This window comes from Microbispora siamensis (assembly GCF_016863095.1).
Classification (GTDB): Bacteria; Actinomycetota; Actinomycetes; order Streptosporangiales; family Streptosporangiaceae; genus Microbispora; species Microbispora siamensis.
Map to the genome: position 1 here is coordinate 24,708 of NZ_BOOF01000040.1, position 15,987 is coordinate 40,694.

A 15,987-nucleotide genomic window follows, 5' to 3' on the forward strand; every position below is an offset into this window, starting at 1 on the left:
GCGGAGAGTTACGGCACAGCGATAAAGAGGAGGACCAGCGTGGAATCGTTCGGACACGTCATCGCGGGCGAGGAGGTCGCCTCCGCCGACGGGACGGCGTTCGAGTCCGTGGACCCGTGGACGCGGGAGCCGTGGGCCACGGTGGCGCTCGGCTCGGCCGGCGACGCGGAACGCGCCGTACGCGCCGCGCGGTCGGCCTTCGACGAGGGTCCGTGGCCGCGGATGAGCTTCACCGAGCGCGGTGCGATCCTGCACCGCCTCGCCGACCTGCTGGACAAGCACACCGACGACCTGGCGGCGGCCGACACCACGGACATGGGCAAGCCGATCACTCAGACCAGGGGCCACGACGTCCCCCGCGCGGCGCGGAACTTCCGATTCTTCGCCGACCACGCGCAGCTCACTCCTGCCGAGACGTTCCCGATGCCGACGGGGCACCACGCCTACACCGAGTACGACCCGGCGGGCGTCGTGGCCGCCATCGCGCCGTGGAACTTCCCGCTCATGATGGCGAGCTGGAAGGTCGCGCCCGCGCTGGCATGGGGGAACACGGTCGTGCTCAAGCCCGCCGAGCAGTCGCCCGCCTCGGCCACCATCCTGGCCCGGCTGGCGATCGAGGCCGGCCTGCCGCCCGGCGTGCTCAACGTCGTCCACGGGTTCGGGCCGAGCTCGGTGGGCCAGGCACTGACCGAGTCGCCACTGGTCGACCGGATCACCTTCACCGGCGAGTCGGCCACCGGCCGGCTGATCTCCAGGGCCGCGGCGGCCAACCTGACCCCGGTGAGCCTGGAGCTGGGCGGCAAGGGCGCGAACATCGTCTTTGCCGACGCCGACCTCGACCAGGCGGTCGGCTGGTCGATCCAGGCGGTCTTCAGCAACAGCGGGCAGGTCTGCCTGGCCGGAAGCCGGCTGTACGTGCAGCGCCAGGTGTACGACGAGTTCCTGGCCAGGTTCACCGCCGCCGCCGAGGCGCTGGTGATCGGCGACCCGAAGGACCCGGCGACGCAGATCGGCCCGCTGTCCTCCCGGGAGCACTTCACGAAGGTGGCCGGCTATCTCGACATCGCGACGGCGGCAGGCGCACGACTGCACACGGGCGGCGTGGGCGAGGGGTGGACCGTACGGCCGACCGTGGTGGTCGGCGCGGGGCAGCGCGACCGGGTCACCCAGGAGGAGATCTTCGGGCCGGTCGTGGTCGTGCTCCCGTTCGACGACGAGGCGGACGCGGTGGCGGCGGCCAACGACACGCCGTACGGCCTGAACGCCATGCTGTTCACCCAGGACCTCTCCCGCGCCCACCGGGTGGCACGCGCGCTGCGGGTCGGCACGGTGTGGACGAACTGCTTCTTCGTCAGGGACCTGCGCGCACCCTTCGGCGGTGCGAAGGACTCCGGCGTCGGCCGTGAGGGCGGAACGTACAGCCGGGAGTTCTTCACCGAACCCAAGGCCGTCATCATGGAGATCTCGTGACGGGGGTCGCCGCACCGCGGCCGCACGTCCGACCGGCAAGGAGCACATCATGACCGACATCCGACCCGTCAGCACCCGCAACGCACCCACAGTGGGCTTCTCCACGGGGACGGCAGCGCCGCTCTCCCAGGCGATCGTGCACGGCGACACCATCTACTGCTCGGGCACCGGGCCGCTGGACCCGCAGACCCGCACCATCGTCTCCGACGACTTCGCCGAGCAGGTCAGGCAGACGCTCACGAATCTGGTCGCGGTCGTGGAGGCGGCGGGCGGCAGCCGGGAGACCATTCTCAAGTGCACCTGCTTCGTGCGCGACGTGGCCAACTTCCCGGTGTTCAACGCCGTCTACCGCGAGTTCTTCCAGGGAAACCCGCACTTCCCCGCGCGGACCACGGTCATCGCGACCCCCCACCGCGCCGGGGTGCAGGTCGAGGTCGAGTGCGTCGCCGCCGTGATCCGGCCATGACCGACCTGGTCCTGCTCGGCGGCCGGGTGCACACGCTGGACGCGGGCGGCACGGTCGCCGAGGCGGTCGCGGTGACCGGTGGCCGGGTGACCGCGGTCGGCTCCGACGCCGAGATCGCACGCCTGGCCGGCCCCTCCACCAGGGTGGTGCGGCTGGCGGGCCGGACCGTGATCCCCGGGCTGATCGATTCGCACTGCCACTTCGAGAACGCGGGCATGGACGGGCACACCGTGTCGTTCGCGGGTGTCCGCACGCTCGACGCCGCGCTCGACCGGATCGCCGCGCTGGCCGCCGGCCGCGAGCCCGGCGCGTGGGTGCTGGGACAACCGTGGAACCCTGCGCTCCAGCTCGCCGAAGGCCGCGGGCCCGACCGGCACGAGCTGGACCGCGCGGCGGGCGGCCGTCCGGTGTACCTGCCGGAGGGCCACGCCGCGACGGCCAGCACCGCCGCGCTGGAGCTCGCCGGCATCGACCCCGGCGGTCACGACGGCAGGCTGATCGAGGGCGCGGCGCACGCCGTCGCCCGCGTGGTGCCGCAATGGACCCGCGAGGAGCGGGCCGCCCAGCTCACCGCCGCCATGCGGGCGCTCAACCGGCGCGGGATCACCTCGGTCGTGGCGGGCGCCCTGCCGCCGGCAGACGTCGAGGTGCTACGAGAGCTGGCCGAGGCCGGACGGTCCACCCTCCGCGTGGCCGCGATGATCACGCCCACCGGCGAGCTCAACCCGTCCGTCACGCTCGCGGACTGGGAGGCGCTGCTGGCCTCCGGCCCGCCCGCGCCCGTCGGCAGGCGTTACCTCACCCGGGGCGTGAAGCTCCAGGTGGACGGCGGCATGACGCTCGGCACGGCGGCCACGCGCGAGCCGTACCGCGCCGATCCCGGCTACCACGGCGAGGTGTTCGCCGGCAAGGACCGGCTGGCCGAGCTGGTCGGCGCGGCGCACCGCGCGGGCTGGGCGGTCGGCACCCACGTGGTGGGCGACGCCGCGATCGACCTCGCCCTCGACGTCTACGAGGCCACCCGGCACCGGGGCCTCCCGCCGGACGTGCTCATCCACGCCAGCCTGATCCAGCGTGACCAGATCGCCCGCGCCCGCGCGCTGGGCGTCCAGGTGGCCGCGCAGATCCCGTTCCTGTGGCGCAACCGGGTGGCCATCGCCGGTCACCTCGGGGATGCCCGCACCGAGGCCGCCGTGCCCCTGCGCGACCTCGTGGACGGCCTCGGGCTCGACGGCGTCGCGGCAGGCACCGACTATCCGATCAACGCCCTCGACCCGTTCCAGAACATCTACGCCATGACGACCAGGCGCGACGCGGCGGGCGACGTCGTGGGCGGCGGGCAGGCGGTCACCCGGACGGAGGCGCTGCGCCTCTACACGACGTCCGGCGCCGCGCACACCGGTGAGCAGGGGGTGAAGGGCCGGCTGACCGCGGGCGCGCTCGCCGACCTGGTCGTGCTCGACGCCGACCCGCTCACCGCGTCCGACGACGAGCTCCGCGCGATCGAGGTCCTGATGACGGTCGTCGACGGCCAGATCGTGTACGACACCGGCCTGCTCGGCTGAGCAGCACACCAGGAGGTAACGATGCACCCCAGCCAGATGCCCATCGTCGAGTTGCGGAAGGCGGCCGACGAGCTACAGGAGAGCGGCAGGCGGGTCAAGGTGCTGTGGCAGGAGAGCGAGTCACTCGCCTTCCTCGCCCGTGGGCGCGAATACCGCAGCGAGTTCCACCTCAACCCGAGCGACGAGGTGATGTTCATGGTGCGGGGCTCCATGAACCTCCACTACCGCAAGCCGGAGGGCGGCTCGGACATCGCGGTGATCCCCGAGGGCGGGACCATCTTCACACCGACCGGCATCGCCCATTCGCCCCGGTTCGCGCCGGACGCGTTCGTGCTGGTCATCGAACGGCTCCGGCGGCCGGGCGAACTGGACCGCTTCCGCTGGTTCTGTCCTGCCTGCGATGAGTTCCTGCACGAGGAGGCCGTCCACGTCAGCGACTACCGCACCGATCCGGTGGCGGGCGCCTACCAGCGGTTCTACGGCAATCTCGACGCGAGGACGTGCAAGTCCTGCGGCACGGTCATGCCGGACGAGCGGCTGTGACGGCGATCGGCGAGCTGGTGCTCGGCGCGCTGCGCGCCCACCCCGGACACGTCGCGTTCCGGCACGGAAGCGCCGAGCTGACCTACGGCGAGGCGGAGCGGCTGGTGCTTGGCGTGGCGGACGCGCTGGCCGAGTCCGGCCTGCGGCCGGGTCACACGGTGCTGCAGGCCCGGCCCAACGACCCGCTGCAGTGGCTGGTGAACGCGGCCTGCTACGTCGCGGGCCACCGGTCGGCGGCCCTGCCGCCCGGTGCCCTGCGCGGCGCGGCACTGGCCGAGCGGCTGGACCTCGTCGCGCCCGACGCCGTGCTCGCCGAGCCGGGCGACCCGGATCTGGACGCGTGGCTGCGGGCCCATCCGGGGGTCCGCGTGCTGACCGATCGTGACCTGACCGCCGCGCGGGAGCCGGGGCCGGCCGTACGTCCGGCTCCGTCCGCGGGCACGGTGGTGCGGCTGGCGTTCACCTCGGGCGCCACCGGGCCGGTCAAGGGGGTCGAGCTGTCCGGCGGCGCGCTGGGCGCGGTGGCGACGACGCTGCGCGACACGCTTCCGTGGCCGGAGCGGCCGATCGTGCTGTGCCCGGAGTCGGTGTCCGGCGGCTTCGGCAACATGGTGCTGCCGACGCTGATGCTGGGCGGGACGTTCGTCATCCCGGAGCGGCCGGGCCCTGACGGGCTGCTGGAGGCCGCCGCCCGGCACCGACCGTCCGTGCTGATGGCGATGCCGCCCGCGCTGCGCGCCCTGCTGGCCCACCCGGACGCCGCCTCACACGACTGGTCGTCCCTGGCACTGGTGATCTACAGCGGGGCCTCGCTGACCGACGAGGAGGTCGACCGCGCGCACGCGCTGTTCGGCGAGGTGCTGTGCGGGGTGTTCGGCCAGGTCGAGGCGCCCAAGACGATCGCGTGGACCCACCCGGCCGACCACCTGGACCCGCGCCTGCGCTCCTCGCTCGGCCTGCCGTTCCCCGGCACCGAGGTCCGCGTGTGCGGCCCCGGCGGCCGTGACCTCCCGGCGGGGCAGGCGGGGGAGCTGTGGGTGCGCGGCGCGACCATCGCGCACGCCTACGCCTTCCCCGGGGGCACGCCGGTCGTGGACGGGTGGCTGCGCACCGGCGACGTCTGCCGGCGCGACGCCGACGGCCGCCTTCACTACGTGAACCGCGTCCAGGACGTGCTGCGGATCGCGGACGCGTACGTGTGCCCGAGCGACCTGGAGGCGGCCGTGTCACGGCGAACCGGGCATCCGGCGGCGGTCGTGCCGACCGGTCCCGGGAGCGTCGCCGTCCTCGTCGAGGGCGAGAGCGTGGACGAGACCGTGGACGAAGCAGTGCGCGCCGCGCTGCGTGACGTGCCTGTCTCGATCGACGCGGTCGTCCCGGCCGAGCGGCTGCTGCGCGACTTCATGGGACGGCTCGACCGCGCCCGGCTCGCCGAGGCGGTCCGATGAGCGGCGTTCCGCCGGCGCCGGGACCGGTGACCGACGTGCACGCCCACGCGCTGCCGACACCGTTGCTGACCTGGCTGGCCGGCCGCGGCCTCGCCGACCTGTCCGGCCTCGCCGAGGGCGTGGTCAGGATCGACCCCCTGGTGTCCGGGATACCGAAGGGCGCGCCGATCCCGCTGCCGCCCGCCCAGTACGACGTCGCCGAGCGGCTGGAGGACATGCGCCGCATGGGCGTCACCCGCCAGCTCGTGTCGGTGCCGCCGTTCGTGACGTGCGCGGACGCCGTCGACGAGGGGGACGTCCTCGCCGTGGTCCGCCGGGGCAACGACGCGCTCGCCGAGTTGCTCGCCGGGCATCGCGGGGTGCTCGACCCGCTCGGGTACGTGCCCCTCGGCACGCCGGCCGCGCCGGACGAGGCCCGCCGCTGCCTGGACGAGCTGGGGTGCGCGGGCATCGCCATCGGCACCCGCGGCCTCGGCAGGGAACTGGACGATCCCGTGCACGAGCCGCTGTGGGAGCTCCTCGCGGACCGCCGCACGTTCGTCTTCCTCCACCCCAACAGCGTTCCCGGCGGCCCCCGGCTCGCCGACTACTGGTTGTCCCAGCTCGCGGGCTTCCCGATGGAGACCGCGCTCGCCGTCTCGCGGCTCGTGTTCGGCGGCGTCCTGGAACGGCACGACCTGCGGCTGTGCCTGGCGCACGGCGGGGGGTGCCTGCCGTCCCTGTCCGGCAGGCTGGACCTCGGCTGGTCGCGCAAGCCGGTCGCCCGCACCACGCCGCTCCCGCCGAGCGACTACCTGCGCCGCCTCTACTACGACACCGCCACCTTCTCGGCTCCGCTGTTGCGGCGGCTCGTCGAGGACTTCGGGGTCGACCACGTGCTGGTCGGCACGGACTATCCGTTCGAACTCGCCGACACCGACCCGCTCGGGACGGTCGCGGCGCTCGGGCTCGGGCCCGGGGACGCGGCGGCCGTCCGGGCGGGGACGGCTAACGCGCTGCTGACCGGATCGACGTGACGGTGCCGGGCGGGCCGGCGGCCTCCGGCCCGCCCGCGTAGCCCTTGGCCAGCTCGCGGGAGATCGACATCGCCGCCAGCCGTAGCGCGGGCTCCACCGCCGCCAGCGACCGGGTGTGCGTGACGGTGTGCGAGACGACGGAGAGTGCGGCCACGACCCGGCGGTCGGGCCCGTGGATGGGGGCCGCCACGGAGACGGTCCCCAGCGACAGCTCCTCGGCGCAGCGGGCGATGCCGGTCTCGCGAATCTCCTGGAGCGACCGCATGAGCAGGCCGGGCATGACGATCGTGTGCGGCGTGTAGCGCTTCAGCCCGGCGGCCAGCACGGCCTGCTGCAGCTCGCGGGGCGCGTGGGCCAGCAGAACCTTGCCGACCCCCGTGGCGTGCAGCGGCGAGCGCCCGCCGACGCGGCTGACCACGCCGACGGAGCGGCGTCCCCACACACGCTCGACATAGAGGACCTCGTCGCCGTCGAGCACGGCGAGGTGGACGTTCTCCCCCGTGGTCTCGTAGAGGTCGTGGATGAACGGCAGCGACACGTCCCGCAGGGTGCGCGGCTGCGGGCACAGCGAGCCCAGCTCCCACATGCGCAGCCCGATCCGGTAGGTCCCGTCGCGCTCCTTCTTCAACGCCCCCAGCTCGACCAGTTCGGTCGCGATGCGGTGCACCGTCGAGACCGGCAGCCCGGTGACGGCGGTCAGCTCCACGAGGCGGAGGGCGGGCCGCTCCTGGGAGAACGCGTTGAGCAGGGCGAAGACCCGGCTGGACACCGTCCGGCCGGCCTTGTGGGCGTCTCGTGGCGCGGTCATGGTGATAATCGTGGTTTCGGTCGTCGAAAATTCAGCCGTCCGGTTCACCGATGTTACCTTTCAGGGCGTCGCAGGTCACGGGCGAGTATGACGATCACGGCCGCCGCGACCGCGGTCATCGCCACCGCGAGCCCGCGCGGGTCGGTGGGCGTGGACGGGTCGCCGGGGGCGGACGCGCCGACCAGCCCGACGGCGAGGATCGCGCCGACGTAGCGGGCCGACTGGAACAGGCCGCCGACCACACCGGTCATACCGGCGGGCGCGCGCTCGTACATCAGTCTCTGCAGGCCGAGGTTGCACAGTCCGTACGGAACGCCGAGCACCACGCCGTCGAGCACGACGGCCCACACGGGCGTCGCCGCACCGAACGTCGTGATCGCGGCGACTCCCGCCAGCAGCAGCCCGCCGCCGGCCAGCAGGGTGAGCCCGACGCCGAACCTGCGCATGACCGGCCCGCCGAGCACGGTCGCGACGACGCTCGTGGCCGCGATCGGCATGATCAGCAGCCCGGCGTGCGCCGCGTCGAACCCGAGCGCGGTCTGCAACCACGGCGGCAGCCCGTAGAACGCGCCGTAGTAGGCCAGGTTGAACAGCACGAACGTGCCGAGCACCGGCACCGGCCCGCCCGGCGCGGCGAGCGAGCGGACGTCCACGAACGGCTCGGCGGCACGCCGCTCCCACCACAGGAACCCGGTCCCGGCGACGACCACCGCGACCGCGCCCGGAACCGAGACCGTGGGGAGGGCGAGCATCACGGCCAGCAGGCCGACCATCGCCACCGCGAACAGGACGACGCCCACAGGGTCGATCGCGCGGACCAGGCCCCCGCGTGCGGGCCGCCGCTCCTCGGGGCCGATCGCGCGCCACGCCAGCACCAGCGCACCCAGCATGACGGGCAGGTTGACCCAGAAGATGGCCTGCCACCCGGCCCAGGAGGTCAGCAGCCCGCCGAGCACCGGGCCGACCGCCCCCGCGGTCGTGTTGACCGTCGCGACGGCGGACAGCCGCGCGACGTCGCCGTGGCGCCGGATGACGACCATCGCGCACGGGAACGCCGCCGACACGCCGGCGGCCTGCGCGCACCGGCACAGCACGAGCAGCGGCAGCGACGTGGCCGTGACCGCCGCCGCGGAGGCGAGCGCCGCCAGCGCCATCCCGGCCGCGAACAACCTGCGTGGGCCGACGCGGTCCGCCACCCGGCCGAGCAACGGCTGGCAGACGCAGGCGGTCAGGTAGAAGACGGTGACGACCCACGTCGTGGTGGCCAGCGGCCGGCCGAGGTCGCGCTGGATGGGCGCGAGCGCCACCGCGACCATCGAGGAGTTGAGCGGCGCGAGCAGGGTGCCGCAGAGCAGCGCCGTGAGCGCCGTCCTCGTCCCGGGCGCCGGCCGTACGGTGGTCGTCATCCCACCGGACCGCCGGCCCGCAGCAGCAGCTTGCCACGGACCCGGCCGTCGGCCAGCTCGCGCAGGGCGCGCGGCCCCTGGCCGAGCGGGAGCACGTCGTGGACGCGGTGGCGCAGCCGTCCGGCCGCCGCCCAGTCGAAGATCTGGCGAAGGTTCCGCTCGTGGACGGCGCGCTCGCGCCGTACGAACTCGCCCCAGAACACCCCGACCACGGAGGAGCCCTTGACCAGCGGGATGTTCAGCCCGACGCGCGGGATGCCGCCGGAGGCGAACCCGATCACGAGGTATCGGCCGCCCCACGCGACGGCGCGCACCGCCGCCTCCGCCACCGGACCGCCCACGGGATCGAACACCACGTCCGCGCCGGCTCCGCCGGTCAACTCCTTGATCCTGGCCTTCGCGTCCGCCGGGTCGCCGTAGGAGAAGGTCTCGTGCGCGCCGTACCGGCGGGCCGGCTCCGCCCGCTCCGGCGTGGAGGCGCCCGCGAGCACCCGGGCGCCGAGCAGGTTTCCCACGTCCACGGCGGCGGAGCCGACCCCGCCGGCCGCGCCGAGGACGACGAGCGTCTCGCCCGCGCGCAGCCCGGCCCGCTGGACGAGCGCGTGATAGGCGGTCGAGTAGGCCACCAGGATCGCCGCGGCGTCCCGGTCGGTGACGTGGCCGGGCAGCACGGTGACCCGGTCCGCCCGGACCAGCACGGCGTCGCGGGCGCACCCGTACTCCTCGTTGCCCGCCACGCGGTCGCCGGGCCGTACGGACGTGACCCCCTCGCCGACGGCCAGCACCGTCCCCGCGTACTCGCTGCCGGGGGAGAACGGCGGTTCCGGCCGCACCACGTGCGTGCCCGCGATGATCAGTGTGTCGTGGAAGTTGAGCCCCACGTGGCTGACCGCGACCACCACCTCGCCCGGTCCCGGGCGCGGTGTCGCCACGTCGGCCAGCTCCAGATCCTCGGGCCTGCCGAGCCGGGTGCAGACCAGCGCGCGTCCGCTCACTTCCCGCCTCCGGGCCCGAACACGACGCCGGCGGACAGGAAACCGTCCACCTCGTCCGCGGAGAACCCCGCCTCGCGCAGCACCTCCACGGTGTGCGCGCCGAGTTCGGGGGGCGCCGCGCGCAGACCGGGCAGCTCGCCGTCGTAGCGGACCGGGTGCCGAAGCACGGTCGCCCGCTCCTCGCCCACCGGGAACTCGGCGAGCAGCTCCTCCGCGGACACCTGGGGGTCGTCACGCACGTCGTCGTAGGTGGCGACTCGCTCGAACCAGAACCCGCGCGGCTCCAGCCGGGAGGCCGCCTCCGCGTAGGTCATCCCGGCGAGCACCCGGACCACCGCCGCGGTGTACTCCTCCCGCTTGGCCCGCCTGGCCCGCTGGTCGTAACCGGCCAGCGCGGGTGAGCCGAGCGCGTCGCCGAGATCGTCCTCCGACCCGTTCAGCGCGATCACCATCGACGCGTCCAGCAGCCGGTACACCCCGTAGGGGGCGTCGATCGACCAGCACGCCAGCTCGGCGGGGCGTCGCACGTCCGTCTCCGTCCTGCGGCCGGAGTAGTACAGCGCGAGCGATTCCGCCTGCAGGTCGAGCCCCGCGCCGAGCAGGCTCGACTCGACCCGGGTGCCCTCGCCGGTGGTCAGTTTGCGCGCGTAGGCGGCCAGCACGCCCATGGCGAGCAGCGCCGCGCCGTGCTGGTCCACGACGGGTGTGCCCGTCGCGGTGGGGCGGTCGCCGGTGACGTCCACCAGTCCGGTGCGCGCCTGCACGAGCAGGTCCACCCCCGGCCGCCCGGCCATCGGGCCGCGCGACCCCCAGCCGCTGGCCGAGGCGTAGATGATGTCGGGCTTGATCGCCCGCACCGCGTCATACCCGAGGCCGAGTTTCTCCAGGGCGCCGCCCCGGTAGTTCTCCAGCAGGACGTCGGCACGCTCGATGAGCGGGCGCAGGACGGTGCGGGCGTCCGGATGCTTGAGGTCGACGACGATCGAGCGCTTGTTCCTGTTGACCGCCAGGAACGTCACACTGCGCCCGGCGGCTCGGATTCCTCCGCTGCCGATCCTGCGCTCCCACGACCCGCCGGGCGGCTCGACCTTGACGACGTCGGCGCCGAGGTCGGCCAGATACTGCGAGGCCGCGGGCCCCTGGACGAAGTGCGAGAAACTCAGGACCCTCATCGTGTCGATCATGTAACCTCCCGGCAGCGCGACCCCCCGCACGTCGACCGTAGGAACGCGGGGTTCCGGCACCCAACGACGCGTTCCCGGTGGATGGAAACGCGCCACGCCGGACGGGGCCGCCGGTCCGGCACCATGGTCGCCATGGCGGAAGGGTTCTCCTCGACACGCGTCCGGCTCCCGGGACACGTGATCAATTGCGTGGTCGCGGGGCAGGGGCCCGCGGTGCTGCTCCTCCACGGGTGGCCGCAGACCGCCCACGCGTGGCGCGATGTGGTGCCGCTGCTCGCCGGCCGCCACACCGTCGTGGCCCCCGATCTGCCGGGCTTCGGGGCGAGCTCGCGGCCGGCCGGCGGATACGACAAGCGCACGGTCGCGGGCATCCTCGCCCGGCTCATGGCGGCGCTCGGGCTGACCCGCTACCACCTCGTCGGCCACGACGTCGGCGGCCAGGTCGCCTACCCGCTCGCCGCGCTGTACCCGGAGGCGGTACGCAGCCTGACGTTCGTCGAGGCGGGCATCCCCGGCCTCGGCGACAGCCTCGCGGCGGCCAATCCGCTGACCGGCGGGTCCTGGCACTTCGGCTTCAACATGGTGCCCGACCTGCCGGAGTTCCTGCTCGCCGGCCGCGAGCGCGGCTATCTGGAGTTCATGTTCCGCCGCGACACGGTGGGCCTGTACGTCACCGACGCGATCGACGACGCGGCGATGGACGTCTACACCCGTGCCCTGGCCGCCCCCGGGGCGGTACGCGCCACGATGGGCTACTACCGGGCGCTGCCGGCCGACATCGCCGACAATCGCGAGCTGTGCGCCGCCGGGCCGCTGCGGGTGCCCGCGCTGGTCGTGGGCGCGCGGCACGGTGTCGGGCTCGGCTGGCTGGACACGGTCCAGGAGGCCGTGGCGGACGTGTCGGCGCGCTGGGTGGAGGAATGCGGACACTATGTGCCCGAGGAGCGTCCCGCCGAGCTGGCGCGGCTGCTGACGGAGGCGTGGCAGAAGGTCGAGGCGTATGACCGGCACGAGTGACGTGGTGCTGATCCACGGGGCCTGGCACGGGGCCGGGCACTTCGCGGCTCTCGCGAAGGAGCTGACCGCCATGGGCCATCGCGTCCTGGCGCTCGACCTGGCGGGCCACGGCACCCGGGCCCGCTTCCCGGCGAGCTACCTCACCAGGGACGTCGCCGCGCTGCGGGCAGAGGTGTCCCCCCTTGCGGACCTGCCCCTGGACGACGTGGCGGAGGATGTCGTGGCCACGCTGCGCCGGTTCGCCGCCCCGCCGGTCGTGGCCGCGCACAGCATGGGCGGGGCGGTGGCCACCCGGGTCGCCGAGATCGCCCCCGAGCTGGTGGCCGGGCTGGTGTACGTCGCCGCGTTCGTCCCCACCCTGCTGGGTTCCTCGGGCGCCTACCTCGACCTGCCGGAGGCGAGGACCGCGCTCGGCGGGGGCCTGTACCTGGGCGATCCCAGCGCCCTCGGCGCCGTGCGCATCGACCCGCGCAGCACCGACCCCGCCTATCAGGACGAACTGCACGCGGCCTACTTCTCGGACCTCGACCGCCCGGGCTTTCTGGCCATGGCCGCCTCCCTCACTCCCGACCAGCCGATGTCGTTTCTCACCACCGCGACCGGCGCCACGGCCGGGCGCTGGGGGACCGTGCCCCGGACGTACATCCGCACCACCCTCGACCGCGCGCTGCCCGTCGCGCTCCAGGACGTCATGATCCGGCACGCCGACGAGCTGGCCCCCGCGACCGCGTTCGCCCAGGCGACCATCGAGGCGGGGCACGCCGTTTTCGCCGGCGCCCCGGCCGAGGTGGCGGACGTCATCCACCACGCCCCCCGCCGGGGATGGCGGCGAGCAGCTCGCGGGTGAACGGCGCCTCGGGGGCGGCGAGCACGCCGGCGGTCGGGCCGGACTCGACGATCCTGCCGTCCCGCATCACCGCGAGCCGTCCCGCGGCGGCGGCCACCACGGCGAGGTCGTGCGAGATGAGCAGATAGGCCATCCCGTGCTTGTCCTGAAGGCGGCGCAGCAGCGCGAGGATCTGGGCCTGCGTCACCGTGTCCAGGGCGGACACCGGCTCGTCGAGCACGATCACGTCGGGTGACGGCGCCAGCGCCCGGGCGATGGCGACGCGCTGGCGCTGCCCGCCGGACAGCGCCGAGGGCCGCCGCCGGGCGACCTCGGGGGGCAGGCCGACGTCCTCCAGCAGGCGCCGCACCCGTTCCCGGCGCTCGGCCCGGGTGCCCGCGCGCAGTGCCCGCAGCGGTTCCGCGACGATGCGGCCCACGCTCATCAGCGGGTCGAGTGACGCGTACGGGTTCTGCGCGACGAACTGCACCCGGCCGGCCCTGACGGGTGCACCGTCCAGCAGCACGCTCCCGCTCGTCGGCTCGACGAGCCCGGTGACGACGCGGGCGATGGTCGACTTGCCCGATCCCGACGCGCCGACCAGCCCGAGCGTGCCCGACCGGTCCAGCGTGAACGAGGCGCTCTCGACGGCGACCGTGCCGCCCGGATACACCTTCCGCAGGTCGCGGACCACGAGCAGCGGCTCTCCCGGGGCCGGTGCGGGCCCGGTGAGCGGCTGGGGGGCAGAGCGGAGCAGCAGCCGGGTGTAGGCGGCCTGCGGACTGCCGAGCACCTGTTCCGCCGGGCCTTCTTCCACGACGCGGCCCTCGGTCATGACAGCCACGCGGTCCGCACGGTCCGCGGCGACGCCGAGGTCGTGAGTGATCAGGAGGACGCTCGTGCCGTCCCTGGCCGCGACCTTCTGGACGAGGTCGAGCACGGTCTTCTGCACAGTGGTGTCGAGCGCGGAGGTCGGCTCGTCGGCGATCAGCAGCGCGGGTCGCCCGGCGAGCGCCATGCCCAGCAGCACGCGCTGCCGGAAACCGCCGGAGAGCTGGTGCGGGTAGCGGCAGAGCACCGCCGCAGGGTCGGGGATGCCCACCCGGCCGAGCGCCTCTTCGAGTGCGTCCTCGCCCGGCCGGGGGGTGCCGGTCAGCCGCAGCGCCTCGGCGAGCTGGGCGCGCACGGTCATCAGCGGGTTGAGCGCGGTTCCCGGGTCCTGGGGCACGAACGCGATCCGCCGTCCGCGCAGCCGCCGCCACGCCCGCTCCCGCAGGCCGTCCACCCGCTCGCCGCCGAAGGTGACCACGCCCCCGGTCACCCTGGCCGTGGCCGGCAGCAGGCCGGCCAGCGCGTGCGCGAGCGTGGACTTGCCCGACCCCGACTCGCCGACCACTGCCACGATCTCCCCGGCATCTATTGTCAGGTCGGCGCCGTCCACGGCCGGCCGGCCGCGCCCGGGTGGCCCGTAGCGGACGGTCAGGCCGCGTACGGCCAGCAGGGGTGTCATCGCGTCTCCGATCGCGTACGCAGGACGTGCCCGAGGTGGTTGACCGCGAGCGCCACCGCGGCAATGACGAGACCGGGCACGGTCGTCAGCCACCAGGCCGAGGCGAGAAAGGGACGTCCCGCGGCGACCAGCGAGCCCCATTCGGGCGCCGGAGGCGGGGCCCCGAAGCCGAGGAAGCTCACGGCGGCGACGGTGAGGACGGCGTTGCCCAGTTCGAGCGTCGCCAGCGCGGCGACCGGTCCCGCGGCGTTGGGCAGCACGTGGGTCAGCAGCACGGTGGCACGCCCGGTCCCGCACACCGCAGCGGCCTCGACGTACCCCGACCCGCGGACCCTGACGACCTCGGCGCGCATGACCCGGGAGAACACCGCCGCGGCCGACACGCCGACGGCGAGGGCCACCTCGCGCGTCCCCGGCCCGAGCACCGCCACGACCACCAGGATCAGCAGGAACGACGGCACGGCGAGCAACACCTCCACCGCGCGCATGACCAGGCCGTCCAACCGCCCCCGCGCGGTTCCGGCCACCAGCCCGATCACCGAGCCGGCGAGGACGGCGACGCCCACCGCGATGACGGCGGCCTGCAGCGAGGGGGCGGATCCGTGCACGACTCTGGCGAACACGTCCCTGCCCAGCTCGTCCGTGCCGAACGGATGCGTGGCACCCGGAGGCAGCAGCCGTTGCGTGAGATCGCCGCGCAGCGGGTCGGCGGGGGAGAACAACGCGGGCGCGAGCGCGGCGGCCGTGGCCGCCAGCAGCACGAGGGCCGACGGCACGACGCCGAGCCGCCTCACGAACGTCATGCGGCACGCTCCCGCAACCGGGGGTCCACCAGAGGGTGCGCCAGGTCCACCGCGAGCGTGAGCAGCGTGACGACCGCCGTGGTCACCACGACCAGGGCCTGCAGCATGGGCAGGTCCCGGGTCGTGACCGCCGACTCGACCAGCCGGCCGAGCCCGTTGCGCGCGAAGACGGTCTCCACCACGACCGACCCGGACACCAGCCAGCCGACCAGCAGCGCGGTCATCGTCAGCGCGGGCATGGCGGCGTTGCGCAGCGCGTGCGCCGTCACCGCCCGTGCCCGCGACGCGCCCTTGGCCCGCGCGGTGTCGACGTACGGCTGCCGCATCTCCACGGTCAGCCGTTCGAGGAGAACCTGCGCCACGAAGGCCGACGACGGCACCGCCAGAGTCACAGCCGGCAGCACCAGACCGGCGGGCCCGTCCTCGGCCCTCGCGGGAAACAGCGGCAGCCCGAACGAGAACGTTTGCAACAGCACCAGCCCGAGCCAGAACGTCGGGACGGACAGCGACAGGCCGGGCAGCGCGCCGAGCAGGCGGCGCAGCCACACCCGCCGGGTGTGCGCGGCCCACCAGGCGATCAGGAAGCCGAGCGGGATCGCCAGCAGCAGCGCGCCGCCCGCCAGCGCGAGCGTGCGCGGCGCCGCCTCGGCGATCGTCGAGCCGACGCCCCGCCCGGTCTGGAACGACGTGCCGAAGTCGCCGTGCAGGGCACCGAGCAGCCCGTCGAGATAACGCTCGATCGCCGGGCGGTCCAGGCCGTACTCGGCGCGCAGCGCGGCCACCCGCGCCTCGTCCACGCCGTTCTCCGGGCCGATCATGATTCGCACGGGGTCGGCGGGAAGGAGGTAGAAGGCGGCGAAGGTGAGCGTGTAGGCCGCCAGCACCACGGCCGCCGCCTGCGTGAGCCGCCGCGCCACGAACCGGGTCATC

15 protein-coding genes are annotated in these 15,987 nt (G+C 74.2%); 8 read left to right on the plus strand and 7 right to left on the minus strand.

The window, feature by feature from the left end:
• Positions 1–39 precede the first annotated feature (39 nt).
• Genes Msi02_RS30585 through Msi02_RS30610 form a run of 6 tightly spaced genes read left to right on the plus strand, consistent with a single transcriptional unit; the run spans position 40 to position 6,508 of the window.
• Positions 40–1,470 carry an aldehyde dehydrogenase gene (locus tag Msi02_RS30585; RefSeq protein WP_079315372.1) on the plus strand — a complete coding sequence of 477 codons (1,431 nt, stop codon included), beginning with the start codon at positions 40–42 and terminating at the stop codon, positions 1,468–1,470.
• Positions 1,471–1,519: 49 nt separating this feature from the next.
• On the plus strand, positions 1,520–1,936 hold the full coding sequence (locus Msi02_RS30590; protein ID WP_204051442.1) for a RidA family protein: 417 nt from the start codon (positions 1,520–1,522) through the stop codon (positions 1,934–1,936).
• Entirely contained in the window at positions 1,933–3,501 is a 1,569-nt protein-coding gene (locus tag Msi02_RS30595; RefSeq protein WP_204051443.1) for an amidohydrolase, read from the plus strand. The genes Msi02_RS30590 and Msi02_RS30595 overlap by 4 nt, the downstream gene beginning before the upstream one ends.
• A 21-nt stretch (positions 3,502–3,522) precedes the next feature.
• Positions 3,523–4,044 carry a 3-hydroxyanthranilate 3,4-dioxygenase gene (locus Msi02_RS30600; protein ID WP_204051444.1) on the plus strand — a complete coding sequence of 174 codons (522 nt, stop codon included), beginning with the start codon at positions 3,523–3,525 and terminating at the stop codon, positions 4,042–4,044.
• Positions 4,041–5,492 (plus strand): class I adenylate-forming enzyme family protein, encoded by a 1,452-nt coding sequence (locus Msi02_RS30605; RefSeq protein ID WP_204051445.1) that lies wholly within the window; start codon positions 4,041–4,043, stop codon positions 5,490–5,492. Before Msi02_RS30600 ends, Msi02_RS30605 begins: the two co-directional genes overlap by 4 nt.
• A complete protein-coding gene (locus Msi02_RS30610) occupies positions 5,489–6,508 on the plus strand; it encodes an amidohydrolase family protein (RefSeq protein ID WP_204051446.1) in 1,020 nt (339 codons plus the stop codon). The genes Msi02_RS30605 and Msi02_RS30610 overlap by 4 nt, the downstream gene beginning before the upstream one ends.
• Here the strand turns inward: Msi02_RS30610 and Msi02_RS30615 are convergent.
• From Msi02_RS30615 to Msi02_RS30630, 4 genes are read right to left on the minus strand one after another with little or no spacing between them, the layout of a single operon-like run.
• Positions 6,480–7,316: an IclR family transcriptional regulator gene (locus tag Msi02_RS30615; protein ID WP_204051447.1), complete on the minus strand. Its 837-nt coding sequence runs from the start codon at positions 7,314–7,316 to the stop codon at positions 6,480–6,482. The two genes, Msi02_RS30610 and Msi02_RS30615, sit on opposite strands and share 29 nt — an antisense overlap.
• A 53-nt stretch (positions 7,317–7,369) precedes the next feature.
• Complete coding sequence (locus tag Msi02_RS30620; protein ID WP_204051448.1) at positions 7,370–8,722, minus strand: MFS transporter; 1,353 nt, start codon at positions 8,720–8,722, stop codon at positions 7,370–7,372.
• A complete protein-coding gene (locus Msi02_RS30625) occupies positions 8,719–9,717 on the minus strand; it encodes an NADPH:quinone oxidoreductase family protein (RefSeq protein ID WP_204051449.1) in 999 nt (332 codons plus the stop codon). Before Msi02_RS30625 ends, Msi02_RS30620 begins: the two co-directional genes overlap by 4 nt.
• Positions 9,714–10,889 (minus strand): CaiB/BaiF CoA transferase family protein, encoded by a 1,176-nt coding sequence (locus Msi02_RS30630; RefSeq protein ID WP_204051450.1) that lies wholly within the window; start codon positions 10,887–10,889, stop codon positions 9,714–9,716. The genes Msi02_RS30625 and Msi02_RS30630 overlap by 4 nt, the downstream gene beginning before the upstream one ends.
• A 144-nt stretch (positions 10,890–11,033) precedes the next feature.
• Here Msi02_RS30630 and Msi02_RS30635 point away from each other — a divergent pair, with 144 nt between their 5' ends.
• Positions 11,034–11,918 (plus strand): alpha/beta fold hydrolase, encoded by an 885-nt coding sequence (locus Msi02_RS30635; protein ID WP_204051451.1) that lies wholly within the window; start codon positions 11,034–11,036, stop codon positions 11,916–11,918.
• Entirely contained in the window at positions 11,902–12,765 is an 864-nt protein-coding gene (locus Msi02_RS30640) for an alpha/beta hydrolase (RefSeq protein WP_204051452.1), read from the plus strand. The genes Msi02_RS30635 and Msi02_RS30640 overlap by 17 nt, the downstream gene beginning before the upstream one ends.
• On the opposite strand, the gene Msi02_RS30645 is transcribed toward Msi02_RS30640, so the two are convergent.
• From Msi02_RS30645 to Msi02_RS30655, 3 genes are read right to left on the minus strand one after another with little or no spacing between them, the layout of a single operon-like run.
• On the minus strand, positions 12,716–14,254 hold the full coding sequence (locus tag Msi02_RS30645; protein WP_204051453.1) for an ATP-binding cassette domain-containing protein: 1,539 nt from the start codon (positions 14,252–14,254) through the stop codon (positions 12,716–12,718). The genes Msi02_RS30640 and Msi02_RS30645 overlap by 50 nt on opposite strands.
• Positions 14,251–15,057 (minus strand): ABC transporter permease, encoded by an 807-nt coding sequence (locus Msi02_RS30650; RefSeq protein ID WP_079315383.1) that lies wholly within the window; start codon positions 15,055–15,057, stop codon positions 14,251–14,253. The genes Msi02_RS30645 and Msi02_RS30650 overlap by 4 nt, the downstream gene beginning before the upstream one ends.
• On the minus strand, positions 15,054–15,986 hold the full coding sequence (locus Msi02_RS30655) for an ABC transporter permease (protein ID WP_204051454.1): 933 nt from the start codon (positions 15,984–15,986) through the stop codon (positions 15,054–15,056). The genes Msi02_RS30650 and Msi02_RS30655 overlap by 4 nt, the downstream gene beginning before the upstream one ends.
• Between the last annotated feature and the right edge of the window lies 1 nt (position 15,987).

What these genes read in the sequence shown, in the direction of transcription:
- Msi02_RS30590 (WP_204051442.1), top strand. Translation starts at nt 1,520, where the DNA reads ATGACCGACATCCGACCCGTCAGCACCCGCAACGCACCCACAGTGGGC.
- Msi02_RS30595 (WP_204051443.1), top strand. Translation starts at nt 1,933, where the DNA reads ATGACCGACCTGGTCCTGCTCGGCGGCCGGGTGCACACGCTGGACGCG.
- Msi02_RS30600 (WP_204051444.1), top strand. Translation starts at nt 3,523, where the DNA reads ATGCACCCCAGCCAGATGCCCATCGTCGAGTTGCGGAAGGCGGCCGAC.
- Msi02_RS30610 (WP_204051446.1), top strand. Translation starts at nt 5,489, where the DNA reads ATGAGCGGCGTTCCGCCGGCGCCGGGACCGGTGACCGACGTGCACGCC.
- Msi02_RS30615 (WP_204051447.1), bottom strand. Translation starts at nt 7,316, where the DNA reads ATGACCGCGCCACGAGACGCCCACAAGGCCGGCCGGACGGTGTCCAGC.
- Msi02_RS30620 (WP_204051448.1), bottom strand. Translation starts at nt 8,722, where the DNA reads ATGACGACCACCGTACGGCCGGCGCCCGGGACGAGGACGGCGCTCACG.
- Msi02_RS30630 (WP_204051450.1), bottom strand. Translation starts at nt 10,889, where the DNA reads ATGAGGGTCCTGAGTTTCTCGCACTTCGTCCAGGGGCCCGCGGCCTCG.
- Msi02_RS30635 (WP_204051451.1), top strand. Translation starts at nt 11,034, where the DNA reads ATGGCGGAAGGGTTCTCCTCGACACGCGTCCGGCTCCCGGGACACGTG.
- Msi02_RS30640 (WP_204051452.1), top strand. Translation starts at nt 11,902, where the DNA reads ATGACCGGCACGAGTGACGTGGTGCTGATCCACGGGGCCTGGCACGGG.
- Msi02_RS30645 (WP_204051453.1), bottom strand. Translation starts at nt 14,254, where the DNA reads ATGACACCCCTGCTGGCCGTACGCGGCCTGACCGTCCGCTACGGGCCA.
- Msi02_RS30650 (WP_079315383.1), bottom strand. Translation starts at nt 15,057, where the DNA reads ATGACGTTCGTGAGGCGGCTCGGCGTCGTGCCGTCGGCCCTCGTGCTG.
- Msi02_RS30655 (WP_204051454.1), bottom strand. Translation starts at nt 15,986, where the DNA reads ATGACCCGGTTCGTGGCGCGGCGGCTCACGCAGGCGGCGGCCGTGGTG.